This is a genomic window from Scleromatobacter humisilvae (genome assembly GCF_023231945.1).
Lineage (GTDB): Bacteria > Pseudomonadota > Gammaproteobacteria > Burkholderiales > Burkholderiaceae_C > Scleromatobacter > Scleromatobacter humisilvae.
The window spans coordinates 149,089-172,834 of the sequence record NZ_JAJLJH010000001.1 but is presented as its reverse complement, the minus strand read 5'-3'; the positions used below and the strand labels follow the sequence as shown (position 1 = coordinate 172,834).

Annotated in this window: 21 protein-coding genes; 11 read left to right on the top strand and 10 right to left on the bottom strand. The window is 68.8% G+C overall.

Going from position 1 to position 23,746, the window contains the following annotated elements; genetic code table 11:
• Nucleotides 1-1,209 carry an MFS transporter gene (locus LPC04_RS00750; RefSeq protein ID WP_275680265.1) on the bottom strand — a complete coding sequence of 403 codons (1,209 nt, stop codon included), beginning with the start codon at nucleotides 1,207-1,209 and terminating at the stop codon, nucleotides 1-3.
• A 94-nt stretch (nucleotides 1,210-1,303) separates the two neighbouring features.
• Between LPC04_RS00750 and LPC04_RS00745 the strand changes: the two genes are divergently transcribed.
• Nucleotides 1,304-1,912 (top strand): TetR/AcrR family transcriptional regulator, encoded by a 609-nt coding sequence (locus tag LPC04_RS00745; protein WP_275680264.1) that lies wholly within the window; start codon nucleotides 1,304-1,306, stop codon nucleotides 1,910-1,912.
• Here LPC04_RS00745 and LPC04_RS00740 read toward each other — a convergent pair.
• Nucleotides 1,909-2,853, bottom strand: coding sequence for an AraC family transcriptional regulator (locus tag LPC04_RS00740; RefSeq protein ID WP_275680263.1), 945 nt, complete (start codon nucleotides 2,851-2,853; stop codon nucleotides 1,909-1,911). The genes LPC04_RS00745 and LPC04_RS00740 overlap by 4 nt on opposite strands.
• A gap of 110 nt (nucleotides 2,854-2,963) precedes the next feature.
• Between LPC04_RS00740 and tehA the strand changes: the two genes are divergently transcribed.
• The 5 genes from tehA to LPC04_RS00715 all read left to right on the top strand — a co-directional run bounded on the left by tehA (nucleotide 2,964) and on the right by LPC04_RS00715 (nucleotide 8,535).
• Nucleotides 2,964-3,929, top strand: a complete 966-nt coding sequence (gene tehA / locus LPC04_RS00735; protein WP_275681899.1) for a dicarboxylate transporter/tellurite-resistance protein TehA — start codon at nucleotides 2,964-2,966, stop codon at nucleotides 3,927-3,929.
• Between the two features lie 132 nt (nucleotides 3,930-4,061).
• Nucleotides 4,062-5,285: an efflux RND transporter periplasmic adaptor subunit gene (locus LPC04_RS00730; protein ID WP_275680262.1), complete on the top strand. Its 1,224-nt coding sequence runs from the start codon at nucleotides 4,062-4,064 to the stop codon at nucleotides 5,283-5,285.
• Nucleotides 5,286-5,330: 45 nt separating this feature from the next.
• Nucleotides 5,331-6,017 (top strand): ABC transporter ATP-binding protein, encoded by a 687-nt coding sequence (locus tag LPC04_RS00725; protein WP_275680261.1) that lies wholly within the window; start codon nucleotides 5,331-5,333, stop codon nucleotides 6,015-6,017.
• 21 nt (nucleotides 6,018-6,038) lie between these two features.
• Nucleotides 6,039-7,205 (top strand): ABC transporter permease, encoded by a 1,167-nt coding sequence (locus tag LPC04_RS00720; protein ID WP_275680260.1) that lies wholly within the window; start codon nucleotides 6,039-6,041, stop codon nucleotides 7,203-7,205.
• 13 nt (nucleotides 7,206-7,218) lie between these two features.
• On the top strand, nucleotides 7,219-8,535 hold the full coding sequence (locus tag LPC04_RS00715; protein WP_275680259.1) for an ABC transporter permease: 1,317 nt from the start codon (nucleotides 7,219-7,221) through the stop codon (nucleotides 8,533-8,535).
• A 14-nt stretch (nucleotides 8,536-8,549) separates the two neighbouring features.
• On the opposite strand, the gene LPC04_RS00710 is transcribed toward LPC04_RS00715, so the two are convergent.
• Nucleotides 8,550-9,161 (bottom strand): hypothetical protein, encoded by a 612-nt coding sequence (locus LPC04_RS00710; RefSeq protein WP_275680258.1) that lies wholly within the window; start codon nucleotides 9,159-9,161, stop codon nucleotides 8,550-8,552.
• A 923-nt stretch (nucleotides 9,162-10,084) separates the two neighbouring features.
• On the opposite strand from LPC04_RS00710, the gene LPC04_RS00705 reads away from it, so the two are divergent.
• Both LPC04_RS00705 and LPC04_RS00700 read left to right on the top strand, forming a co-directional pair.
• Nucleotides 10,085-11,539, top strand: a complete 1,455-nt coding sequence (locus tag LPC04_RS00705; RefSeq protein WP_275680257.1) for an SMEK domain-containing protein — start codon at nucleotides 10,085-10,087, stop codon at nucleotides 11,537-11,539.
• Nucleotides 11,536-12,957, top strand: a complete 1,422-nt coding sequence (locus LPC04_RS00700) for an argonaute/piwi family protein (protein WP_275680256.1) — start codon at nucleotides 11,536-11,538, stop codon at nucleotides 12,955-12,957. The genes LPC04_RS00705 and LPC04_RS00700 overlap by 4 nt, the downstream gene beginning before the upstream one ends.
• An 83-nt stretch (nucleotides 12,958-13,040) precedes the next feature.
• Here the strand turns inward: LPC04_RS00700 and LPC04_RS00695 are convergent, their stop codons facing one another.
• The 6 genes from LPC04_RS00695 to LPC04_RS00670 all read right to left on the bottom strand — a co-directional run bounded on the left by LPC04_RS00695 (nucleotide 13,041) and on the right by LPC04_RS00670 (nucleotide 20,169).
• The gene (locus LPC04_RS00695; RefSeq protein WP_275680255.1) at nucleotides 13,041-13,811 is read right to left on the bottom strand and encodes a Cthe_2314 family HEPN domain-containing protein; all 771 of its coding nucleotides are present in this window, start codon (nucleotides 13,809-13,811) and stop codon (nucleotides 13,041-13,043) included.
• 48 nt (nucleotides 13,812-13,859) lie between these two features.
• Nucleotides 13,860-14,738 (bottom strand): trypsin-like serine peptidase, encoded by an 879-nt coding sequence (locus LPC04_RS00690; protein ID WP_275680254.1) that lies wholly within the window; start codon nucleotides 14,736-14,738, stop codon nucleotides 13,860-13,862.
• Between the two features lie 185 nt (nucleotides 14,739-14,923).
• On the bottom strand, nucleotides 14,924-15,364 hold the full coding sequence (locus LPC04_RS00685; RefSeq protein WP_275680253.1) for a CBS domain-containing protein: 441 nt from the start codon (nucleotides 15,362-15,364) through the stop codon (nucleotides 14,924-14,926).
• Nucleotides 15,365-15,414: 50 nt separating this feature from the next.
• Nucleotides 15,415-16,470, bottom strand: coding sequence for a 2-oxoacid:ferredoxin oxidoreductase subunit beta (locus tag LPC04_RS00680; protein WP_275680252.1), 1,056 nt, complete (start codon nucleotides 16,468-16,470; stop codon nucleotides 15,415-15,417).
• 58 nt (nucleotides 16,471-16,528) lie between these two features.
• Nucleotides 16,529-18,349, bottom strand: a complete 1,821-nt coding sequence (locus tag LPC04_RS00675) for a 2-oxoacid:acceptor oxidoreductase subunit alpha (protein WP_275680251.1) — start codon at nucleotides 18,347-18,349, stop codon at nucleotides 16,529-16,531.
• A complete protein-coding gene (locus tag LPC04_RS00670; protein WP_275680250.1) occupies nucleotides 18,346-20,169 on the bottom strand; it encodes an FAD-dependent oxidoreductase in 1,824 nt (607 codons plus the stop codon). Before LPC04_RS00670 ends, LPC04_RS00675 begins: the two co-directional genes overlap by 4 nt.
• 179 nt (nucleotides 20,170-20,348) lie before the next feature.
• Here LPC04_RS00670 and LPC04_RS00665 point away from each other — a divergent pair, with 179 nt between their 5' ends.
• The gene (locus LPC04_RS00665) at nucleotides 20,349-20,855 is read left to right on the top strand and encodes a hemerythrin domain-containing protein (RefSeq protein WP_275680249.1); all 507 of its coding nucleotides are present in this window, start codon (nucleotides 20,349-20,351) and stop codon (nucleotides 20,853-20,855) included.
• 18 nt (nucleotides 20,856-20,873) lie between these two features.
• Here the strand turns inward: LPC04_RS00665 and LPC04_RS00660 are convergent, their stop codons facing one another.
• Nucleotides 20,874-21,101: a hypothetical protein gene (locus LPC04_RS00660; RefSeq protein WP_275680248.1), complete on the bottom strand. Its 228-nt coding sequence runs from the start codon at nucleotides 21,099-21,101 to the stop codon at nucleotides 20,874-20,876.
• A gap of 201 nt (nucleotides 21,102-21,302) precedes the next feature.
• Between LPC04_RS00660 and sbcB the strand changes: the two genes are divergently transcribed.
• Together sbcB and LPC04_RS00650 are read left to right on the top strand one after the other, a co-directional pair.
• Complete coding sequence (gene sbcB, locus LPC04_RS00655; protein ID WP_275680247.1) at nucleotides 21,303-22,745, top strand: exodeoxyribonuclease I; 1,443 nt, start codon at nucleotides 21,303-21,305, stop codon at nucleotides 22,743-22,745.
• Nucleotides 22,742-23,674: a ketopantoate reductase family protein gene (locus tag LPC04_RS00650; protein WP_275680246.1), complete on the top strand. Its 933-nt coding sequence runs from the start codon at nucleotides 22,742-22,744 to the stop codon at nucleotides 23,672-23,674. The genes sbcB and LPC04_RS00650 overlap by 4 nt, the downstream gene beginning before the upstream one ends.
• The last annotated feature ends 72 nt before the right edge of the window (nucleotides 23,675-23,746 follow it).

The following is a 23,746-nucleotide window of genomic DNA, read 5'->3' as shown; positions in this document are numbered from 1 at the left end:
TCAAGGCTTGCGCCGCGTCATCATCGCCAGCGCCACGCACGCGAGCGCGACCAGCAACAGGCCATAGCCGATCGACGCCGCCTGCAGGCCGATGCGCCCGGCGAGCAGCCCGGCCGCGATCGCCGGCATGCTGAAGGCGAGGTAGCTCAGCACGAAGAACGTCGACATCAGCGCCGCGCGCTCGTGCGCCTCCGCCAGCGGCACGAGACTGCGCAGCGTGCCGTTGAAGGCGGCGCCGAAGCCGAGTCCCGCAATGATCGAGCCGACGAAGAACGCGGCGATCGAGTGCAGCTGCACGCCCGCCAGCGTCACGCTCACGCCGACGACCAGCGCCGCCGTGCCGCCCGCGAGCGCGGCGCGCGCGGGACGCGTGCGCACGAACAGGATCGCGACCGCCCCGCTCAGTACCAGCGACGCGACGACCGCGCCGCCCAGCAACGGCGAGTGCAGGCCGGTGATGATGCGCGCCAGCGACGGCCCCAGCGACGCATAGAAGCCGCCGAGCGCCCACTGTGCCGTGTTGACCGGCATCACCTGCCACAGCATCGCGCGCGCCCGCCTGGGCACCGCCAGTTGCGGCCGCATCGACGCGAGCGCCCCGGCGCGCTTCGAGACGGTCTCGGGCAGCCAGAACGCGGCCACGGCCTGCGCGGCCAGGACGGCGAGCAGGACGTCGAACACCAGCCGCGTCGGCGCCGGCGCGAACTGCGCCAGCCCGCCCGCGAGCAGCGCGCCCGCGCCCATGCCGAACAGCGGCGAGATGCTGGTGAGCAGCGAGCCGCGCTCGCGGTCGATGTCCTGCATGCCGGCGCTCAGCGCGCTGGTGGCGATGCCGGTGGCCACGCCCTGCACGGCGCGCGCGGCGATGAGCCAGGCGACGGACTCGGCATGGCGGAACAGCAGGATGGACGCGATCTCCAGCACCATCGCCACGATGACCACTTCGCGCCGGCCGCGATGGTCGGACAGCGCGCCGAAGAACAGCAGCGCCGCCAGGAGCGTGAACGCGTAGGTCGAGAAGACCAGCGTCAGCGTCAGCGCCGAGAAGCCCCAGGCCTCGCGATACAGCGCGTACAGCGGCGACGGCGCCGTCGATGCCGCGAGATAGGCCACGAGGATCGACGCGTTGAGCCACAGCGCGGCCATGCGGCCCATGCGGCGGGGCGCGGCGGCCACCGCGGGCAGGCAGGGATTGGCGGCGTGGGACATGCGGATCTCCTGATGACTAACGCAAAAACTTTGCGTTAGCGGATTGTGCACCCCTTCTGCCACTAACGCAATTCCTTTGCGTTAGGATGGCGACATGACGACTGCCCTCAACCGCGCCATCCCCCGTCCCGGCGGCCGCAGCGCCCGCGTCCAGGCGGCGGTGCACAAGGCGACGCTCGACCTGCTCGCGCAGGACGGCCGCGCCGCGCTGACGGTCCCGCTCATCGCGGCCCGCGCCGGCGTCACGCCCTCGACGATCTACCGCCGCTGGGGCGAGCTGGCCGACCTGCTGGCCGACGTCGCCGTCGAGCGCCTGCGCCCCGACGGCGATCCGGCGGACACCGGCAGCGTCGCCGGCGACCTGCAGGCGTGGGTCGAGCAGTACCGCGACGAGATGTCCTCGGACGTCGGCCTGGGCATGATGCTGGACGTGCTTTCCGCCCGCAACGGCGCGCTCGCCGAGGGCAAGCCGCCGGTGCCCAGCCAGTGCGCGGCGTTCACCGCGTCGCAGATCGAGATCATCATCGCCCGCGGCGCCAGGCGCGGCGAGGCCGTGCCCGAGGTCGACGCCGTCATGGACACCGTGGCCTCGCCCATCGTCTACCGCGCGCTGTTCAGCACGGCGCCGATGACGCCCGAGCATGCGCAGGCGCTGCTGTCGGCCTGCCTGAAGACGGCGCGCAAGGTGAAGCCGGCGGCCTAACCAGCCGTTGCAGCGGCGCGCTCGCCGCGCCGGAAGCGACCCGGCGTCATCCCGGCGTGGCGCGCGAACGCGCGGTTGAACGCCGCCTCGGACCGGTAGCCCACGGCCTCGCCGATCGTCGCGGTGTCCTGCTCGCCGACGGCCAGCAGGCGCGAGGCGAGCTCCATGCGCAGCGACGTCAGCAGCTCCAGCGGCCCGCTGCGCGCGTGCTGCGCGAACAGGCGCGCGAACGCGGCGCGCGAGAGGTGGCAGCGCGCCGCGAGTGTCTCCACCGTCCACGGCTCGCCGGGCGACTCCAGCATCGCGGCCAGCGCCGGCGCGAGGCGCGCGTTGGCCATCAGGCCCAGCACGCCGGCGTGCTCCGGCTGCGTCTCGAGATGCGCCCGCACGGCCAGCGTGAAGACGGCGCCCGACAGCTCGGCGACGATGGCCGCGGCGCCGGCGTCCTGGTGCGCGATCTCGTGCGCCATCATCCGCAGCAGGCCCTGCAGCCAGCCGAACTCGGGGCGCTCGGCGAACTCCACGACCAGGCACTCGGGCAGCGCCTCGAGCAGCGCGCTGCGGCGGCGTCCGCGGAACTCGAACTCGCCGCACAGGATCTCGATGTCGGCCCGCGCAGGGTCGCGCACGTTGGTCTTGATGTCGACCAGCTCGCCCGGCTGCGTGCGGATGCGCGCGCTCGCCCCCGCGCGTGACGCGCTCGCGCGCAGCGTGTGCGCCGCGCCGCGCGGCAGCACCAGCAGGCTGCCGGGACGCAACGTCACCGACCGCCTGCTCTCGGGCAGCCACAGCTCGCACTCGCCACGCAGCACCACGTGGAAGGGCGCGCGCCACGGGCCGATCGCGTCGTGCGGGGCCGCGAACGCGGCGCCGAACAGGCAGCGCAGCTCCATGCGGCCGCGCGGGTCGAGCAGGGTGACGAGGTGGCTCAGCGGATCCATGCGAGACGTTGGAGCAATTCTGGCGGACTGATTGGCATTCGACATCTCGATTGTGGCGCCCAGAATCGGTTCCGTCGATCACCTGCTTCCAGGAGTCCGCCATGTCCGCCATGTCCGCCAGCCGCGCCGCCGTTCCGGTCTCGTTCTTCGGCATCCCCGTGGGGCTGCTGGCGTTCGCCAACACGTGGCATGTCGGCGTGCGACTGTGGCACCTGCCTGTCGACGTCGCGCAGGGGCTCTCGCTCGCCGGCCTGGCCACGTGGGCCGTGCTGCTGGTGCTCTACACCCACAAGTGGCTCGCGCATCGGGCCGACGCCGTCGCCGAGCTGCAGCACCCGCTGCAGTCGGCGTTCGCGGCGCTGGTGCCGGTGTCCAGCATGCTGGCGGCGGCCGCGCTGATTCCGTTCTCGCACGACGCGGCGCTGGCGCTGTTCGTCGTCGCGCTCGCCGCGCAGCTCGCGGTGGGCCTGTGGCTCAACGGCCGGATGTGGATGGGCGGGCGGCCGCCCGAGCTCGTGACGCCGGCGCTCTATCTTCCGAGCGTCGCGCAGAGCTTCGTCGCGGCGACGGTGTCCGCCGCGTTCGGCTGGACGCAGCTGGGCCTGCTGTTCTTCGGCGTCGGGCTGTTCGCGTGGCTGGCGCTGGAATCGGTGATCGTGCAGCGCGCCTCGGTCGGCACGCCGCTGCCCGCGGCGCTGCGCCCGGTGCTGGGCATCCAGCTGGCGCCGGCGGTCGTCGGCGGCGGGGCCTGGATGTCGCTCACCACCGGCGCGCCCGACATGTTCGCCTGGCTGCTGCTGGGCTACGGCCTGTACCAGGCGTTGCTGCTGCTGCGCATGCTGCCGTGGATCCGGGAACAGGCCTTCGTGCCGGGCTGGTGGGCCTTCAGCTTCGGCACCGCGGCGCTGCCCGCGCTGGCGATGCGCATGGCCGAACGCGGCGCGAGCGGGCTGGCGGCCCCACTGGCGCCGGTGCTGTTCGTCGCGGCCAACGTCGTCTTCGTCCTCCTCATCGTGCAGACGCTCGCGCTGCTTGTTCGCGGGACGCTGCTTCCGGCCGCCGCGCCCGCCGCCTGACGCGCCTGCCGTCGATTCGACCCCCTCGGTCGTCGTTTCAGCAGAAACGGGCAGGAATTCGCGCCGGGTCGCTGATAGAGTCCGCGCAGTTCCAGGGCCTCTTTCGGAGACGGCAAGATCGACGCGAACCTCTTGAACGAACTGCGCATCCAGCACACGGAGCGCGACCAGGGCGGCGGCCCGCCGCGCTGGCTGTGGCCCGTCGTGGCGACGCTGGTTGTCGTGGCGTTGGCCGGCGCGGGTGCCTGGTGGGTGCTGGCCGCGCGTCCCGTGGTTGTCCACACCGCGACCGCCACCGCGCTCGCCGGAGGCGGCTCCGCCGGCGCGGTGCTGCAGGCCACCGGCTACGTGACGCCGCGCCGCCGCGCCACGGTCTCGACGCAGATCACCGGCACCTTGACCCAGGTGCTGATCGAGGAGGGCGACCACGTCGAGAAGGGCCAGGTGCTGGCGCGCCTCGAGGACAGCGCGCTGCGCGCCGGCCTGGGCGCCGCGCGCGCCAACCTCGCCAGCGCGCAGGCGCAGGTCACGACCGCGCAGGCGCAGCTCACGCAGGCCCAGGCCGACGCGCGCCGCCAGGACGAACTCGTGGCGAGCGGCATGGTGACCAGGCAGGCCGCGGAGCAGGCGCGCACCGCCGTCGCCACCGACGCCGCGCAGCTCGAGGGCCGCCGGCGCGATGCCGATGCCGCCGGCGCGGCGCTGAACCAGGCCCAGGTCAACTTCGACTACTCCGTGGTGCGCGCGCCGTTCGCGGGCGTCGTCACCGAGAAGGCGGCCCAGGTCGGCGAGATCGTGTCGCCGCTGTCGGCCGGCGGCGGCTTCACCCGCACCGGCGTGGGCACGATCGTCGACATGGACTCGCTGGAGGTCGAGGTCGACGTCGCCGAGGCCTACATCGGCCAGGTCAAGGCCAACATGCCGGCCGAGGCGTTGCTCGACGCCTATCCCGACTGGAAGATTCCGGCGCACGTGATCGCCATCGTGCCGGCGGCCGACCGCGGCAAGGGCACGGTCAAGGTGCGCGTCGCGCTCGAACAGAAGGACGCGCGCCTGGTGCCCGACATCGGCGTGCGCGTTTCCTTCCTCGCGTCCAAGGGCGAGGCGACGCCGGCCCAGGCGCCGCGCGGCGCGCTCGTGCCGGCGCCCGCGCTCGCGCAGCGCGACGGCCGCGCCGTGGTCTTCGTCGTCGTCGACGGCAAGGCGGTGCAGCGCGCCGTCGCGCCCGCCGCGCAGGAGGTCGGCGGCCTGAAGTCGATACCCGATGGTGTATCCGCCGGCGACCAAGTGATCCTTTCCCCGCCGGCGGAGCTGCGCGACGGCGCCGCGGTGCGCGTCGAGGACGCCCCCCACTGACATTCGAGCGGCACCCCGCCGCCAACCTGCAGGAGCGACAGCGAGATGACCCCCTTGATCGAAATCCGCGACGTCTCGAAGATCTATGAACGCGGCAAGCAGAAGGTCGAGGTGCTGCACCACATCGACCTCGGCGTGGCGCAGGGCGACTTCCTCGCGCTGATGGGGCCGTCTGGCTCCGGCAAGACGACGCTGCTCAACCTCATCGGCGGCCTCGATTCGCCGTCGGGCGGCAGCATCGCCGTCGGCGGCCAGCGCATCGACAACCTCGGCGCCAGCGCGCTCGCGAAATGGCGCGCGTCGCAGGTCGGCTTCGTGTTCCAGTTCTACAACCTGATGCCCATGCTCTCGGCGCAGCGCAACGTCGAACTGCCGCTGCTGCTGACCAAGCTGTCCGGCGCGGAGCGGCGCAAGCGCGCGGCGATCGCGCTCGCGCTCGTCGGCCTGGCCGACCGCTCCAGCCACAAGCCCACCGAGCTGTCGGGCGGCCAGCAGCAGCGCGTGTCGATCGCGCGCGCGATCGTGTCCGACCCGACGCTGCTGGTCTGCGACGAGCCCACCGGCGACCTCGATCGCCAGTCGGCCGAGGACGTGCTCGCGCTGCTGCGCGCGCTCAATCGCGACCACGGCAAGACCATCGTGATGGTCACGCACGACCCGAAGGCCGCCGAGTACGCGAACCACACGTTGCACCTGGACAAGGGCACGCTGGTCGAACAGGCCGCGGCCTGACGCCGGCGCAGGGAGCCAGCCATGAAATACCTGCACCTGATCTGGGCCTCGCTGTTCCGGCGCAAGACGCGCACGGTGCTCACGCTCGTGTCCATCGTCGCGGCGTTCCTGCTGTTCGGCCTGCTCGATGCCGTGCGCACCTCGTTCGACCAGGCCGGCCAGAGCGCCAACGGCGCGCAGCGCCTGCAGACCGGCTCGCGGCTGTCGTTCATCCAGCTGCTGCCGCAGTCGCTCGAGGCGCGCATGCAGCAGGTGCCGGGCGCGAAGATCGTCACCTACGCCAACTGGTTCGGCGGCGCGTACAAGGATCCGCACAACCAGGTCTTCAGCTTCGCGGTGGCGCCGAACTATCTCGACGTCTATCCGGAGATGGAGGTCAGCGACGCCGACCGCAAGGCCTTCGCCGGCGCGCGCACCGGCGTGCTGATCGGCGAGGGCCTCGCGGCGCGCTACCACTGGAAGGTGGGCGACCGCATCCCGATGCAGTCGACCATCTTCCCGGACAAGTCCGGCAGCAAGAACTGGGTGTTCGACGTCAGCGGCATCATCCACTCCACCGACAAGAAGGCGGCCGGCTTCTTCGACCAGCTGCTGCTGCTGCACTGGGCCTACTTCGACGACACCACGCCCTACAACCGCGGCGGGGTCGGCTGGTACGTGACCAAGGTCGGCGACGTCAACCAGGCCGACCGCGTGGCCAAGGCCATCGACGCGCTGTCGGCCAACTCCGACCACGAGACGCGCACGCAGACCGAACAGGCGGCCACCGCCAGCTGGATGAAGCAGCTCGCCGACATCGGGCTCATCGTCACGTCCATCATGGGCGCCGTCTTCTTCACGCTGATGCTGCTGGCGGGCAACACGATGATGCAGGCCGTGCGCGAGCGCACCGGCGAGCTCGCGGTGTTGAAGACGATCGGCTTTTCCGGCAACAGCGTGCTCGCGATGGTGCTGGCCGAGTCGGTGCTGCTGCTGGTGCTGGGCGGCGTCATCGGCATCGGCCTGGCCGAGCCGATCATTCCGCTGATCAGCCACGGCAGCAAGGGCATGCTGTCGCTGGCCCCGGTCGGCGCGGGCAGCTGGGGGCTGGGCATTGCGCTGATGCTGGCGATCGGCCTGCTGGTGGGCGCGGTGCCGGCGTGGAGCGCCATGCGCCTGAACATCGTCGATGCGCTCGCGCGCCGTTGAAGGGCTCACCATCATGAAGATCTCCGTGACCTTGTTGCTGATCCTGCTGCTGGCCGTCGTGCTGGTGGTCTGGGTGATGCTGCCCTGGCAGGGCGCGCTCGTGCTCACCGCGCTGTTCGCGGCCTGGCTCGCGGCCACGCGCTCGGGGCGGCGCGCGATGTCCGTCGCCAGCGTCGGCATCAGCACGCTGGGCCAGCGCCTGGGCTCGTCGGCCGTCATCGTCGTGGGCATCGCCGGCGTGGTGGGCGTGCTCGTCGCGATGCTGGCGATGGCCGAGGGCTACGCCGAGACGCTGCGCAAGACGGGCAGCCTCGACACCGCCATCGTGCTGCGCGGCGCCTCGGCCGCCGAAGTCGCCTCCGGACTGGATCGCGACAGCGTGCTGCAGATCGCGCAGACGCCCGGCATCGCGCGCGACGCCAAGGGCGAGCCGCTGGCCTCGCCCGAACTGGTCGTCGCGGCCAACCTGCCCATCATCGGCGGCGGCCCGGACGAGGAGGGCAGCGTGCAGCTGCGCGGCGTCGGCGACGAGGCCTGGGCCGTGCGACCGCAGGTGCACATCGTCGACGGCCAACGCTTCAAGCCCGGCCTGCGCGAACTGATCGTCGGCCGCGGTGCCGCGCGCCAGTTCGCGGGGCTCGTGCCCGGCCACACGATCCGCCTGGGCAGCCAGGCGTGGACGGTGGCCGGCGTGTTCGCCAGCGGCGACGCGCTCGAATCGGAGATCTGGGCCGACGCCAACGTCGTGGCCGAGACCTACGAGCGCGGCAGCAGCCGCAACTCCGTCACGGTGCGCCTGGCCGACGCGAACGGCTTCGCGCCGTTCAAGGCCGCGCTCGAGGCCAACCCGCAGCTCAAGATCGACGCCAGCACCACGCTGGACTTCTTCAGCAAGCAGTCCGAGGGCACGGTCACGGTGATCCGCGCCATCGGCATCATCGTCGGCTCGATCATGGCCATCGGCGCGATGTTCGGCGCGCTCAACACGATGTTCGCGGCGGTCGCGGCGCGCGCGCGCGAGATCGCCACGCTGCGCGCCATCGGCTTCGCCGGCCTGCCGGTGGTCGTGGCGATCCTGCTCGAGACGATGCTGCTCGCGTTGCTGGGCGGCATCCTCGGAGGAGCCCTGGCCTGGCTGCTGTTCAACGGCTACGCCGCCTCGACCATGGCCGCGGGCACCGTCGGCAAGCTCAGCTTCGAGCTGCACGTGACCGCGGGCGTGCTGTGGCAGGGCCTGAAATGGGCGCTGGCCATCGGCTTCATCGGCGGCCTGTTCCCCGCCGTGCGGGCGGCGACGATGCCGGTGACCGCGGCGTTGCGGGAACTCTGAAGCCGGGCGCGCGGCTAGACGTCGTAGTCGTCGAGCGGCATCGGGCCGGAGTTCCGGGGCGCGTCGAGCTGCTCCAGCCCTTCGAGCGTCAGGGCGAGTCGTCGACCGGAGCGCTGGATCATGCCGAGCTGCAGCAGCCGCTCGATGTCGCGGTCGAAGCCGGCGGGGTCCCGGCCGCGGACCCTGTCGCAGGGGTCGTCGCCGTCGCGCAAGCAGTGAAGGATGGCCAGCTCGCCGCGCGAGAATTCCAGTTCCATCCTTCGATTCTGGCCAGCGCCGCGCGGCCCGGGGATCGGGCTTGCTGGATCCGGCGTGTGGGGAATTCCTGATCGGCGACGGCCGATGCGCCCTGGTGCGTCGTCGACTCTCTGCGCGTCGACATCCACTTGGCTGCCCGCGGTGTCGACCTCGCGCCGCGGCGCGTCGCACGCCGAGATCGCGCCCGGCACGCGCACGCCCGGGTCGACGAGGGGCTCGAGTTGCACGTGATCGCGGGCGTGCTGGAGCAAGGCGTCGAGCGGGCCGTGGCCATCGACCTCGCCGGCGGCCTGTTTCCCCGCGTTGCGGACGGCGACGATCCTGGCGACGGCGGCGTCGCGGGCGCCTCGAGGGCGGCCGCCGAGCAAACCAGGGGATGCCTTGGGGCCCGAAATGCCTCGAAGTTCACGCCAGGATGAACGGGTTGGACTCCGAGAGAACCCGGTTGTACCCGGAGAGGAACTGGTTGGACTCGGAGATGAACTGCCGCCCCTTTTTGGGGCGTCGGTTCATGCGCCAGATGAACTCAGTGATGCTGGAGTCAAACGAGTTCCATCCGGACATCAGTGAGTTCGACTCGGAGATGAACGGGTTGCTCCCGGAGTCGAATCGGTTGGACTCGGAGATGAACTCACTGCATCGGGAGTGAAATCGGTTCGTGTCCAACACTCGGCATTTGTACTCCGAGTCGAACTCGTTCCATGGGGAGGGCAACACGTTGCTGACGGAGCGCCGTCGGCAGGTGCGTCGGGCGTGTCACGGGGCTTGCGGGAATTTCTGTGTGTGAGGCGGGACGCGACGCCCTGCGTGTCGTTCCACCGGTCGATGGCCGCGCTCGTCAAGGATCAGTCGAGCATGCGGGGCGTTGGCAGACAGCACGCTCGCCGTCCGGGGTTGCTCGCCGTGCGGCCTGAGACAAGGTGGCGGCAGTTGTCCTGCGAATCAGTGGAGACGTGACTGCAAGGCGTGACAGGGGCCGCTTTTGGTACTTGAGCCGACGGTGGAAGCAAATGTGGGGAGGACTCCAGTCGCTGCAGAGCAGACGTAGCTCCACGCGCGGCCGCGGCCTCGCCGGCGCTTAACTCGCGGTCGTTGACCCGCGGGATGATGGGCGACGCATACAGCGCGGCCGGCACGCAGGCCGATGCGAGCTTCTCGCTAGCATCCAGCCGGCGCTTCGGCGAGTTCGCCCGCGGGTCGTCGAACGGCAGCCTATTGAGAGCACGCAACCAACTGTATACGCATACAGAGCCTGATAAACTGGTTGTATCGGCGGCGAACCAAGGACCACTTGAAACACCTCGATCTGCTTAACGAATTTCGTACCGCGCTGTCGCAGTTGGCGACCGAGGTGGAGGCAGCATCTGCGATGCAGATGTACGACATCAACAAGGTTTGTGAAAACCTGATGCTCGGCGTGTTCGGGGAGATCTATGGGTGGCGCGACTTGCGCAACCTGAACGCCGCGGAAAAGGCGAACTTTCCGGGCATCGACCTTGCGGACGACAAGGCCGGCGTCGCTATCCAGGTCACCGCCACGTCCAACCTGGACAAGGTCAGGGACACGATCAAGACGTTCTTGGATCATGGGCTCGACAAGAAGTACCAGCGACTCATCATCTACGTGCTGAGTCGACGGCAAGGCAGCTACTCGCAGGACGCCATCGATCGCGCGTCAGGCGGCCGGGTTAAGCTCAACGCGACAGACGACATCCTCGACTATCGCGACCTGTGCGGGGCTGCGGCAGAGGTCGGCCCCAAGCAGCTTGCGGCAGCGCTCGAAGTCATCCGCGAGTACATGCGTGGCGGCTTGGCCCGGGGGCTCAGCGAGGATGATTTCGATCCGCCCGATTCGCCGTCACAGCGCGTGAATCTCAACCTGATCGAGATCTCATTCCCCTTGACGCTCTACATCGCCGACCTGAGGCTTGACATCGAGCCCTCCAAGGGCCGAAGAGGCCGCGGCGGCCGAAAGATGGTCAGGGAGGCCCTCCAGGCGTTTGACCTGCGACCACCGTCCGACTTCGAAGTTTTCAGCCGCCAACTGATCACGTTTCATCCACTCGACGATGCCCAAGGGCCCTTCGCTAAGGTGATCGAGGTGGGGACGGTGACGCCTCTCCATCCGCGTGAGTTTTACGGGTTGGATGAGGACCGAGAACGCGTCTTCAAGTCCCTGCTGCGCCTCACGCTGCAGCAGAAGTTGTACAGGCACAAGGTGCAGTGGATGCACGAGGACAACCTCTTCATCTTTGTCCCGCGGAACGAAGGGGACAACCTCCGTGAAGAGTCCTGGTTTGGCCAGCGCGCGTCGACACGACGCGTCTATGAGCGCAAGCTGAACCGCAAAGACCCGAGTAAGACCTTCCTCTGCAAGCATTTCGCGTTCAGCGCTGACTTCATTCTCAGCGCCGGGAGGTGGTACGTCGCGATCACGCCGGATTGGCACTTCAGTTTTGGCGTTGATTTCAGGCGGTCGGCCTATGCCGACGCAAACCTCGCTTGGTTGAAGCGGCAGGAGGTGAATCGCACGGTGGCCGACCACTTCAGGTTCCTGAACTCCTGGTTGTCCAGCCTGGATCAAGACGATTTCTTCGACTCGGCAAAGGGGCCCGCCACTTCGCTGGCATTCGCTGACGTTGTGTCGTTCCCGAACCACCCGCACTTGCCTGATGACTCATGGCTCCCGTCCCGGGAAAGGTCTGATGACGAAGGCGATTCCAATGGCCTGTTCGACTCGCTATGAAGCTTGAGCACATCGCGGAACCCCGGCTCCAGTTCGCCAACGGTGACCACGTTTGCCCCCGTCGCGGCATCGCGGCATTCGGTGCGTTTGACCGGTCTATGGGGACCCGGCGGAGCGACGTCATTCTGGGAGGTGTCGGGAGTGCCACCTGCAACGAGGCGTTGAGTCGCTGGGTGACAAAGTGCTCGGCAGAGATCCCGGGAGACCCGGACGCGAACCAGCCCAACTTGCGCATCGGGTTTCCCGGCGTGAACCTGGGTCACGGGTTCGACGCGGTACTGAAATTCAGCGCTGACCTTGCGCGAACCATCAAGAAAAGCGAGATCGACGAGATAGTCGCTATCGCCGACCGGTGGGATCGCGTGACCAAAGCCATCGACCTCTATTACGAGCACATCAAGTTCCTTGCTCAGAACCGGCCCGTCGACGTCATCGTCTGCGTCATCCCTGATGCGTTGTTTAAGGCGGTCGCGACGAACACGAGGGGCGCAGGCGAGGAAACCCTGGACGCCAGCGTCGAGGTGACATCCGAACTGAACTTCAGGCGGGCACTAAAGGCCCGGGCGATGCATCTCGGGAAGCCGCTTCAGCTCATGCGGGCGGGATCGCTGGAGAGCAACAAGAGGGGCCAGCAGGACGACGCTACGAAGGCCTGGAACTTCTGCACGGCCGTGTACTACAAGGCAGGTCCTCGCGTACCCTGGAAGCTCGAGGCCGACGAGCACCGGCCCACCTCCTGCGCGGTGGGCATCGCGTTTTATCGCAGTCGGGACAGGCAGGTGCTGAACACTAGCCTTGCGCAGATCTTCGACGAGTTGGGCAACGGGCTTATCCTTCGGGGGACGCCGATCGACATGTCGCGTGACGACCGCGTGCCGCATCTCACCGCCAACCAGGCCTACGACCTCCTGACGGCAGCCCTCAACGAATACCGGGTCGCGCTGCGTGCCTATCCGGCGCGGATCGTCGTCCACAAGTCGTCGAACTTCTCCCCCGACGAGATCGACGGCCTCACGCGGGCCGCGCGCGACTTGCGGATCGACACCGTGGACCTGGTGACGGTGATGGATTCGAAGTTGCGCCTGTTCCGGGATGGGCTTTACCCGCCGTACCGCGGCACGCGGGTCGAGATCGACGAGTCGAGGCACATCCTTTACACGCGTGGTTCGGTCTGGTACTACCAGACGTACACCGGTCTCTACATCCCCCAGCCGCTGGAGTTGCGCATCGTTCGCTCGGAGGAGTCTCCATCCTTCATCGCCAAAGAGATCCTGGGGCTCACCAAGATGAACTGGAACAACACCCAGTTCGACGGCAAATACCCCGTGACCCTTGGCTGCGCACGAAAGGTCGGCGAGATCATGAAGTACCTCGAGGACGGCGACACGCCGCAGATCCGGTACGGGTTCTACATGTAGCACTGCGGCTTCGACCGACCACGACGTTGCGCCGCGGGCCGACCAGGCCGGCAACAGCCTGCGGCGCGTCCGAGGGAGCATCGTCAAACAGATCCATGGGGTGTGCCTCTGGTGACGGCGGCGTAGATTGGCGCCAGCGTACTTAGCAGCTCCTCGATGCCCCGCACCATCTCGCCGATGAGCGCGACCATGCTGACCGCGCCATTGGAGAAATAGTGCTCCATGAGCTCGTCGAGATCGATCCCCTTGAGCCCCAGATTCATTGTGGTTACGGCGGTGAACAGCCCAAGTTCACGGGTGGAGTAGGCCGCCGAGTGGGCGACCATGTTCCTGTCATTCTTGTGCGCTGCCGCGGTATCGGCCAGTGTCTTTAGGGCACCGTGGACGTCCGGGTAGTCAGTGACGACGGCTCGATCAACGAGCTTGTTCGAACCGACTTTCTCCAAATCCTTCGCGCTCATCATTAACGACGCACCTACGAGTCGGTACGCGCGATCCACGACGCCGGTGAGGCGAAGCAGGAAGTTCTCGTGGTGGTACCTGTAGAGCTCGATGACGCGGGAATGTGCCCGGTCCAGATCCTCGATGAAGCTCAGCGCCAGGCGCAGCGATGAGATGCAGCTGTCCAGCGCGTCGACGCGCTCTAGAACCTGAGCCGAATACTGCTCCAAAGCGGTGGCGCTGAAAGTGCCTCCGTTTTGCCCGGTCTTGTATTCGTGCAGACCCTTGCGGGCGTACGCCTTCATGTGCGGCAGCAGAGACACGAAGACCTGGTGATCGCTGAACGGGGGACGCGGGGTCATGACCGGCTCACCCGCCTGCGCCAGATCCGTTGAAGCGGCTTTGTCGGCCATGTGATCCCTCACCCGTCCATCTACTGGATGTCATGTGCTGCGGTGCACTCATTCCGGTTGGTCATTGAGCACCACGGGAATCTCGCGACCAAGTGCTTCGCGCTGTTCCAAATCCTGGGCTGCCGCGTCAAGTAGTTCACCCAAAGCTGACACGTGCCAGACAACACCGAGGTCCGACTCGGAGTTCACACGACCCGAATAGATGCCTAGGAACTCCCACTTCACCTCAAGCGAGTTGAACAGCAGCATCGCCTTTCCATCCTTCTTCACTCGGGCACCAGACGGTCGAAACGCGATTACTGGGGAACCAGACTGACCAGGACGTGAGCGGCAGTCGATGAAGAATGTCGGCTGGTCGGCGGAGACGAGCGAGAGATCTTGAGCCAAGAATCCAGTAGCCCAGATCGGGAACTTGCCACGGCTGGTCAACCCAAACGGAAAGCCGATGACGCTGAGCGGTTCAGCTGGGGACACGATCATCTCGACCCTGTCCAGAGCGAGATCAAGGTAGTACGGCCTCTTCGTGACGTCACTGCCCCACTTCAAGTTCAGGGCAACGACGTCGGCCCGCTCACCTAGGCGAGGATGTTCGATCCAATACGCTGAACCGTCCGGACGGTAGAGCGGAAGGCGTATCGCCTTCCAGTTCTCTAATGATTCGCCGTCGCTACTGAAGTAGATAACTACAGCATCCGGGAGCGCACCATGCTTAGTGTCCAGGCAGGCTCCAGTGTCCTGATGCCGACCCGTGACGACATGTCTATTGGTGATCAGTGCGCAATGCGAGTCGCGAGTCCTCGAAAGCAGGAAGCAGGTTGCAGAGCCCAGCAATGTCTCACCGAAGTAAGTCTGGACGAAAAGCGACTTCACCGACGGAATTTCAACATCCGCGCCGCGAGATACGGCTGGCACATCAGGCTGGGACATGTTGGATGCTCGTTGCCTACGATCGCTGGATCGTAGCGCGCTTTGAAGGACAGCTCGGCCCCATTCAAACTGGACCCGTCGACGGCAGCTTTGCAGCGCCAGCAGCCGTCTGCCCCCGCGCTTCCAACGACCGCAAACGCCTCCTACTCAGACCCTCACCACCTCCCCAGACGTAAATTCCGCCATCACCCCAACGCGTCATTCACCTGCTCATTGAACTCCGCCAGATCGGCGGCAGTATTGACTTCGCGAGGCAACGCATCGCGCGCCGAGATGACGCCCAGCACGCGGCCGGCCGGATCGACGACCGGCAGGTGCCGGAAGCCGCGCTCGATCATGATGAGGACGGCATCGGCCACCTTGGTCTCCGGCCCGACGCACTGCGGATTGCGCGTCATCACCTGCGTGACGGCCGTCGCCTCGGCGTCGAGGCCCTTGGCGAGCACCCGCGTCATCAAGTCGCGCTCGGTCAGGATGCCCAGCATCGCGCCCGTGCCCTCCATGATGAGCACGCTGCCGCAATTCGCCTTGGTCATCGTGCACGCCGCATCGCGCACGCTCGCCGACGGCCCCAGGCTGACGACGTGGCGCCGGGTCATCGATTGCAGGACGGTGCGTTCCGACATGGCAAGCCTCCTTCCTTCGGGCGCGGCCGCGCGGGCCGCGGGGCTGCGGTTCAGCGCAACCCGGCGTTGATCTTCTCGAGCAGCGCGCTACCCGGGCAGAGGACGTCGCGGCCGAGCGAATGCAGCGGCGCGGCGACGGTGTTGAGCGAGACGTGCAGGTCGGTGGCCAGCGGGTCGAGGTACAGCAGACCGGTGACGATCTCGCCCTGCGCGGCGCGCTGCTGCATGTAGGCGAGGGCGGCGTAGCGGTCGGTGGCGTCGTAGTCGTCGTGGAGCTTGCGCAGGCGCAGCACGGTGCCGTCGTGCTGGGGCACGTCCACCACCTCGCCCGGCGGGTAGCTGGTCGTGATCTCCTCGCCGGGCGTCATGAAGTCGATGCGGCTGACGGCCTCGTTGTGCTGGCGCACGTAGTCGAAGCTCTTGGTGGAGCCGCCGTGGTTGTTGAAGGTCACGCAGGGGCTGATGACATCGATGAACGCGGCGCCGCCGTGCGACATCGCGCCCTTGATCAGCGGCACCAGCTGCTCCTTGTCGCCCGAGAAGCTGCGCGCGACGTAGGTGGCGCCCAGCTGCAGCGCGATGCCGACGAGATCGATCGGGTTGTCGTTGTTGATCGCGCCCTTCTTGCTCTTGGAGCCGCGGTCGGCGGTGGCCGAGAACTGGCCCTTGGTCAGGCCGTAGACGCCGTTGTTCTCGACGATGTAGGCCATGCGCACGCCGCGCCGCAGCGCGTTGGCGAACTGGCCCAGCCCGATCGAGGCCGAATCGCCGTCGCCCGACACGCCGAGATACAGCAGGTCGCGGTTGGCGAGGTTGGCGCCCGTGAGCACCGACGGCATGCGCCCGTGCACGGTGTTGAAGCCGTGCGAGGCGCCGAGGAAGTAGTCGGGCGTCTTGGAGCTGCAGCCGATGCCCGAGAGCTTGGCCACGCGGTGCGGTTCGATGTCCAGCTCCCAGCAGGCCTGCACGATGGCCGCCGAGATCGAGTCGTGCCCGCAGCCCGCGCACAACGTGGAGACGCGGCCCTCGTAGTCGCGCCGCGTGTAGCCGACCTTGTTCTCGTGCAGCGTCGGATGGTGCAGCGCCGGCTTTGCGATGTAGGTCATCAGGAAACCTCCGTGCTTCGCACTGCGGTCAATTCGCCCTTCGGGCGGCCGTGCGGGCTCATGCGCTCACCTTGTCCTTGACCAGCTTCTTGCGGATCGCCATCGCGATGAAGCGCGCGTTGATCGGCGTGCCGTCGAAGTGCAGCACGCGCACCAGGCGCGCGGGGTCGATGTCGAGCTCGTTGACCAGCATCGAGTGCATCTGGCCGTCGCGGTTCTGCTCGACGACGAAGACCTTGTCGTGCGCCATGATGAACTCGCGCACGGACTTCGGGAACGGGAACGCGCGCAGCCGCATCGCGTCGAGGTGGATGTCCTCGGCCTCCAGCACGTCGAGCGCCTCGGCCATCGCGGGGCTGGTCGAGCCGAAGTAGAGGACGCCGGTGCGCGTGGGCCGCGGGGCAGGGCGCACGACCGGCTGGGGCACCAGCGTCGCGGCGGTCTGGAACTTGCGCTGCAGGCGCTCCATGTTGTAGATGTAGTCGGCGCCCTTCTCGGAGTAGCGCGCATACGGGTCGCGCGTGGTGCCGCGCGTGAAGAACGCGCCCTTGCTCGGATGCGTGCCCGGCAGCGTGCGCCAGGGGATGCCGTCGCCGTCGACGTCCTTGTAGCGGCCGAAGTTCGCGCCGGCCTCGAGTTCCTCGGCGCTCATCACCTTGCCGCGGTCGTACTCGCGCGCCGCGTCCCAAGCGAACGGCTTGCACAGGCGCTGGTTCATGCCGATGTCGAGATCGGTCATCACGAAGATCGGCGTCTGCAGGCGGTCGGCGAGATCGAGCGCCGCGGCCGCGTGCTCGAAGCACTCGTGCGGATCCTCGGGGAACAGCAGCACGTGCTTGGTGTCGCCGTGCGACGCGTACGCGCAGGCGAACAGGTCGGACTGCTGCGTGCGCGTGGGCATGCCCGTGGAAGGCCCGCCGCGCTGCACGTCGACGATGGTCACCGGGATCTCGGCGAAGTAGGCCAGGCCGATGAACTCCTGCATCAGCGAGATGCCGGGGCCCGACGTCGCCGTGAACGCGCGCGCGCCGTTCCAGCCCGCGCCGATGGCCATGCCGATCGAGGCGAGCTCGTCCTCGGCCTGCACGATCGCGAAGCGATGCTGGCCCGTCTCCGGGTCGACGCGGAACTTCTCGCAGTATTTCTGGAACGCCTCGGGCACCGACGACGACGGCGTGATCGGATACCACGCCGCCACCGTCGCGCCGCCGTAGACGCAGCCGAGCGCGATGGCGGCGTTGCCGTCGACGAAGATCTGGTCGCCGACGCGGTCGGCCCGGCGCACGCGGATGCCCAGCGGGTGCGCGATGTTCTGCCGCACGTGGTCGCGGCCCAGGTGCAGGGCCTTGATGTTGGAGTCGAGCAGCCGCTCCTTGCCCTTGTACTGCTCGGCGAACAGCTTCTCGAACACGGCCGGCTCCATGTCGAGCAGGGCCGACAGCGCGCCCACGTAGATGATGTTCTTGAACAGCTGGCGCTGGCGCGCGTCGGCGTAGGCGGCGTTGGCGATCTCGGTCAGCGGCACGCCGATCACGTGGACGTCGTCGCGGAAGCGCGAGGGCGGCATCGGGCGCGTGCTGTCGTAGAAGAGGGTGCCGCCCGACTCGATCTCGGCGACGTCGGCCTCCCAGGTCTGCGGGTTCATCGCCACCATCATGTCGACGCCGCCGCGCCGGCCCGACCAGCCCCGCTCGCAGACGCGCACCTCGTACCACGTGGGCAGGCCCTGGATGTTGCTCGGGAAGATGTTGCGCGGGCTCACCGGCACGCCCATGCGCATCACCGCCTTTGCGAACAGCTCGTTGGCCGAGGCCGAGCCCGAGCCGTTGACGTTGGCGAACTTGATGACGAAGTCGTTGACGGCCTGGACGGTCTTCATGCGGCCTCCGTCGCGGTGCTGGCGTCGCGCGCGCAGGGCCCGGCCTGGGTGGTCTCGAGCAGGAACTTCTGCATGTCCCACGCCCCGGTCGGACAGCGCTCGGCGCACAGGCCGCAGTGCAGGCAGACGTCCTCGTCCTTGACCATCACGCGGCCGGTCTTGAGCTCGCGCGAGACGTAGAGATCCTGCGCGAGGTCCAGCGCCGGCGCGTTCAGGCGCGTGCGCAGGTCGGCCTCGTCGCCCGCGGCGGTGAACGTGATGCAGTCCATCGGGCAGATGTCCATGCAGGCGTCGCACTCGATGCAGGTGTCGCGGTTGAAGATGGTCTGCACGTCGCAGTTCAGGCAGCGGCTGGCCTCCTTGAACGCGGTGGCGGCGTCGAAGCCGAGCTCGACCTCCACGCGGATGTCCGCCAGCGCGCGCTCGGCCGCGGCCCAGGGCACCTTGAAGCGCGTGTCGACGGAGACGTCGTTGTGATAGCTCCATTCGTGGATGCCCATCTTCTGCGACATCAGCGAGCTGGTGGGCGGCGGGCGCTGGCGCACGTCCTCGCCGTTGAGGAAGCGGTCGATCGACACCGCGGCCTCGTGCCCGTGCGCCACCGCGGTGATGATGTTCTTCGGGCCCAGCGCGGCGTCGCCGCCGAAGAAGACCTGCGGCAGCGAGGACTGGAAGGTCTCCTTGCCGAGGATGGGCAGGCCGTGGCGGTCGAACGCGATGCCGCAGCCGGGCTCGATCCACGGGAAGGCGTTCTCCTGGCCGACGGCCACGAGCACCGTGTCGCAGGGCACGAACACGTCGGGCTCGCCGGTGGGCACCAGCTCGCGCCGGCCCTGCGCGTCGCGGCGCGCGACGACGCGCTCGAAGCTCATGCCGGTGAGCTTGCCGTTGTCGTGCTCGAAGGCCTTGGGCACGTGGAAGTCGAGGATCGGGATGCCCTCGTGCATCGCGTCCTCCTTTTCCCACGGCGAGGCCTTCATCTCGGCGAAGCCGCTGCGCACGATCACCGTCACCTCGCGGCCGCCGAGGCGGCGCGCCGAGCGGCAGCAGTCCATCGCGGTGTTGCCGCCGCCCAGCACGATCACGCGCTCGCCGACGCTGGTGACGTGGCCGAACGAGACGGAGGCCAGCCAGTCGATGCCGATGTGGATGTCCGCGGCGGCCTCGCGGCGACCGGGGATGTCGAGATCGCGCCCGCGCGGCGCGCCGCAACCCACGAAGATGGCGTCCCAGTCCTGCGCGAGCAGCGCCTGCATCGAGTCGACGCGCTTGCCGGACTCGAACTTGACGCCGAGGTCGAGGATGTAGCCGGTCTCCTCGTCGATCACGGATTCCGGCAGCCGGAAATGCGGGATCTGCGAGCGGATGAAGCCGCCGGCCTGGGCCTCGCCGTCGAACACGGTGACCTCGTAGCCCAGCGGCAGCAGGTCGCGCGCCACCGTCAGCGACGCCGGCCCCGCGCCGACGCAGGCGATGTGCCGGCCGTTGGGCGGCGCGATCGCGGGCATGCGGGCGCGCACGTCGCCCTTGTTGTCGGCGGCCACGCGCTTGAGGCGGCAGATCGCCACCGGCTCGGGCTTCTCGCGGTTGCTCTCCTCGACGCGTCCGCGCCGGCAGGCCGGCTCGCAGGGGCGGTCGCAGGTGCGTCCGAGGATGCCGGGGAAGACGTTGGACACCCAGTTGACCATGTAGGCGTCGGCGTAGCGCCCCTGGCCGATCAGCCGGATGTACTCGGGCACGGGCGTGTGCGCTGGACAGGCCCACTGGCAGTCGACGACCTTGTGGAAGTAGGCGGGAGAAGCACTGTTCGCAAGCTGCACGTTGTCTCCTTTTGCCCAGGCGGGGTGCGACGGCACCGGTCCGGCCCCGCGAGTCTAGGACGATCTCGCGCACTTGGGGTAGCCGCTCTCGTGGTGCTGTGCAGCATCGATTTCGGCCCGCCGCCGCGCGCGGCGGCGTATAACGCGGGGGTTCGCTGTCCAGGAAGCAGGAGCACGCGATGAAGCCCAACGCCAACCTCCCGGCCACCGATGCCGACTTCGCGCGGCTCGACGATTACCACCGCCAGGTGCGCCCGCATCTCGACCGCCTGGCCGCGCTTGCGAGCCGCGTCGAGAACGCGCCGCTGGCGGACCCGGATTGCGCCGAGGCCTGCGCCATCGAGGCCTTCTTCTCGGGCTCGATGCGCGAGCACCACCTGGTCGAGGAGACCAGCGTGTTCCCGACGCTGCTGGCCAGCAGCGACCCCGAACTCGTCACGCTGGTGCGCACGCTGATGCAGGACCACGGCTGGATCGAGCAGGGCTGGATCGAGATCGCGCCGCAGCTGCGCGCGGTCGCGCAGGGCCATCACTGGATCGATCCGGCGGAGTTCTCGCACGGCGCCGAGGTGTTCCTCGAACTCAGCTACGGCCACGCGGCGCTGGAGGACACGGTGATCCACCCGCAGGCGCTCGCGCGCCTCGAAGCCGTGCCGGCGAGGCAGGCGGCCGGCGCCGCGTCCTGAGCGGCCCGGCCGGCGGCCTCAGTGCCGCAGCAGCCAGCCGATCGCCATCGCGACGCCGGCCAGCACCAGCGCCATGCCGGGCACGATGATCGGCACCAGGCGGACGGGGCGCAGCCGCTCGCGCAGCGGGCTGTCCGAGAGCCGCGTGGGCGCGGGATGCTCGGCGTCGGCGAAATGCGGGTGGAAGGCGTCGCTGACGTTGTGGCTCCAGCGATCCCAGGTGTCGTGCATTGAGGACGCGTGCATGGCGAAACCTCCGCGGTGGTGCGTTGACGTTTCCAATGTGCTCCCGTGCGCCGCTGGACGCAACGAGGCGGCGAATGGATGCATCGCCGGCGCGGGTATCGGCGCCGCGCATCCCCACTCGACAGCCGCGCCCGCCGGAAGCAACGAAAATGCGGCCATTGGCGCGCGGCGCCGCCGCGCACGAGAAGGTATCTTTCCCCCATGACCGCATTCAGCTTCTTCTGGCACGACTACGAGACTTTCGGCCGCGTGCCGCGGCGCGATCGTCCGGCGCAGTTCGCCGGCATCCGCACCGACGCCGATCTCAACGAGGTCGGCCGCGAGGTGATGCACTACTGCAAGCCGGCGCCCGATTCGCTGCCCGACCCGGAGTCCTGCCTGCTGACCGGCATCGTCCCGCAGACCTGCCTCGAGCAGGGCCTGCCCGAGCACGCGTTCGCCGCCGAGATCGAGGGCGCGCTGGCGCAGCCCGGCACCATCGGCGTCGGCTACAACACGATCCGCTTCGACGACGAGGTCACGCGCCACCTGTTCTGGCGCAACCTGATCGACCCGTACGCGCGCGAGTGGCAGAACGAGTGCGGCCGCTGGGACCTGCTCGACGTCGTGCGCGCCACCTGGGCGCTGCGCCCCGAGGGCATCGAGTGGCCCAGGCACGAGGACGGCCGGCCGTCGTTCAAGCTGGAGCACCTGACGCAGGCCAACGGCATCGCGCACGAGGCGGCGCACGACGCGCTGTCCGACGTCCGCGCCACCATCGCGCTGGCCCGCCTCATCAAGACGAGGCAGCCGCGCCTGTGGGACTTCTGCCTGAAGCTGCGCCGCAAGGAGGCCGTGTGGGCCGAGATCGGCGCGGCGCGGCCGTTCCTGCACATCTCGGGCATGTTCGGCGTGGAGCAGGGCTGCATGGCCATCGTCTGGCCGCTGGCCGCGCATCCCACCAACAAGAACGAGCTGCTGGTGTGGGATCTCGCGCACGATCCGCAGCAGCTCGCCGGCCTCGACGCCGAGACGCTGCGCCAGCGCATCTTCACGCGCTCAGCCGACCTGCCCGAGGGTGTCGCGCGCCTGCCGATCAAGAGCATCCACGCCAACAAGTCGCCGATCGTCGTCGGCAACCTGAAGACGCTCAGCGCCGAGACGGCCGCGCGCCACTCGATCGACGTCGAGCGCGCGCTGGCGCACGCGCAGGCCGCGCCCGACATCGCCGCGCTGATGCAGGGGGCCTGGCGCGAGGTCTACGCGCGGCCGGGCGCGACGTCGCCGGTCGACGTCGACGAGGACCTGTACGGCGGCTTCGTGGGCAACGACGACCGGCGCAAGCTGGAGCGCCTGCGCCAGCTCTCGGGCGAGCAGCTCGCCGGCCAGCGCGTCGCGTTCGACGATGCGCGGCTGGAGGAGATCCTGTTCCGCTACCGCGCCCGCAACTTCGCCGACACGCTCAGCGCGCAGGAGAACGAGCGCTGGATCGACCACTGCAGCGCCCGCCTGCACGAGGGTGCCGGCGGCGCGACGACGCTGTCGCAATTCTTCGAGCGCATCGACCAGTTGAACGAGGAGGCCGACGAGCGCGGCCAGGAGATCCTGGGCGCGCTCTACGACTATGCCGAGCAGATCGCGCCGCCGCTGCGGGAGGGCGCATGACGACGGTTCGCGTCGCGGTCGTCGGCGCCGGTGCCGTCGGCTGCTACTACGGCGGCATGCTCGCGCGCGCGGGCGTGCCCGTGACGCTGATCGGCCGGCCCGTCCACGTCGAGGCAATGAAGCGGGACGGCCTGCGGCTGACGACCGCGACCTCCGACGACCGCATCCCGGTCGACGCCAGCACCGACATCGCCGCCGTCGCCGGTGCCGCGCTGGTGCTGGTGTGCGTCAAGTCCACCGACACCGAGTCCACCGCCGCCGAGCTCCGCGCGCATCTCGCGCCCGACGCCCGCGTGCTGAGCCTGCAGAACGGCGTCGACAACGCGCCGCGGCTGCAGGCGGCGCTGCAGCGGCCGGTCGCGGCGACGGTGGTCTACGTCGGCTGCGAGATGGCCGGCCCCGGCCACGTGCGCCACCTCGGCCGCGGCGAACTGGTCATTCCGGCGGACATCGGCGTGCCGGTCGAGGATCCGGGCCTGACCTCGGCCGACATCGTGGCGCTGTTCGCGCGTGCGGGCGTGCCGGTGCAGGTCTCCGACAACGTGCTCGGCGAGTCGTGGGGCAAGCTGGTGATCAACTGCGGCTACAACGCCATCTCCGCGATCACCGACACGGACTACGGCCACATGATGGCGCGCCCCGACATCGCGGCGACCGTGCACGGCGTCGTCGACGAATGCCTCGCCGTGGCCGCCGCGCTGGGCATCACGGTGCCTGGCGACTCGCATGCGGGAATCGACCGCATCGCCGCGACGATGCCGGGGCAGGTGTCGTCCACCTGCCAGGACCTGCGCCGCGGCAAGCCGACCGAGATCGATCACCTCAACGGCCATGTCGTCGCCGAGGGCGAGCGGGTGGGCATGGCCACGCCGCTCAATCGGACGCTTCAGGCGCTGGTCAAGGCGCTGGAGGCGAAGAGGGCGGCCTGAGTCCGCGCCTCTCCGAACGACAGGGTCGATGCTGGCGACGCGCATGCGGCAGCGCTGACGGCGAGCCGGCCG

Coding starts and splice junctions, on each gene's coding strand:
- LPC04_RS00750 (WP_275680265.1), bottom strand. CDS start 1,209: ATGTCCCACGCCGCCAATCCCTGCCTGCCCGCGGTGGCCGCCGCGCCC.
- LPC04_RS00745 (WP_275680264.1), top strand. CDS start 1,304: ATGACGACTGCCCTCAACCGCGCCATCCCCCGTCCCGGCGGCCGCAGC.
- LPC04_RS00740 (WP_275680263.1), bottom strand. CDS start 2,853: ATGGATCCGCTGAGCCACCTCGTCACCCTGCTCGACCCGCGCGGCCGC.
- tehA (WP_275681899.1), top strand. CDS start 2,964: ATGTCCGCCAGCCGCGCCGCCGTTCCGGTCTCGTTCTTCGGCATCCCC.
- LPC04_RS00725 (WP_275680261.1), top strand. CDS start 5,331: ATGACCCCCTTGATCGAAATCCGCGACGTCTCGAAGATCTATGAACGC.
- LPC04_RS00720 (WP_275680260.1), top strand. CDS start 6,039: ATGAAATACCTGCACCTGATCTGGGCCTCGCTGTTCCGGCGCAAGACG.
- LPC04_RS00715 (WP_275680259.1), top strand. CDS start 7,219: ATGAAGATCTCCGTGACCTTGTTGCTGATCCTGCTGCTGGCCGTCGTG.
- LPC04_RS00700 (WP_275680256.1), top strand. CDS start 11,536: ATGAAGCTTGAGCACATCGCGGAACCCCGGCTCCAGTTCGCCAACGGT.
- LPC04_RS00695 (WP_275680255.1), bottom strand. CDS start 13,811: ATGGCCGACAAAGCCGCTTCAACGGATCTGGCGCAGGCGGGTGAGCCG.
- LPC04_RS00690 (WP_275680254.1), bottom strand. CDS start 14,738: ATGTCCCAGCCTGATGTGCCAGCCGTATCTCGCGGCGCGGATGTTGAA.
- LPC04_RS00685 (WP_275680253.1), bottom strand. CDS start 15,364: ATGTCGGAACGCACCGTCCTGCAATCGATGACCCGGCGCCACGTCGTC.
- LPC04_RS00680 (WP_275680252.1), bottom strand. CDS start 16,470: ATGACCTACATCGCAAAGCCGGCGCTGCACCATCCGACGCTGCACGAG.
- LPC04_RS00675 (WP_275680251.1), bottom strand. CDS start 18,349: ATGAAGACCGTCCAGGCCGTCAACGACTTCGTCATCAAGTTCGCCAAC.
- LPC04_RS00665 (WP_275680249.1), top strand. CDS start 20,349: ATGAAGCCCAACGCCAACCTCCCGGCCACCGATGCCGACTTCGCGCGG.
- LPC04_RS00660 (WP_275680248.1), bottom strand. CDS start 21,101: ATGCACGCGTCCTCAATGCACGACACCTGGGATCGCTGGAGCCACAAC.
- sbcB (WP_275680247.1), top strand. CDS start 21,303: ATGACCGCATTCAGCTTCTTCTGGCACGACTACGAGACTTTCGGCCGC.
- LPC04_RS00650 (WP_275680246.1), top strand. CDS start 22,742: ATGACGACGGTTCGCGTCGCGGTCGTCGGCGCCGGTGCCGTCGGCTGC.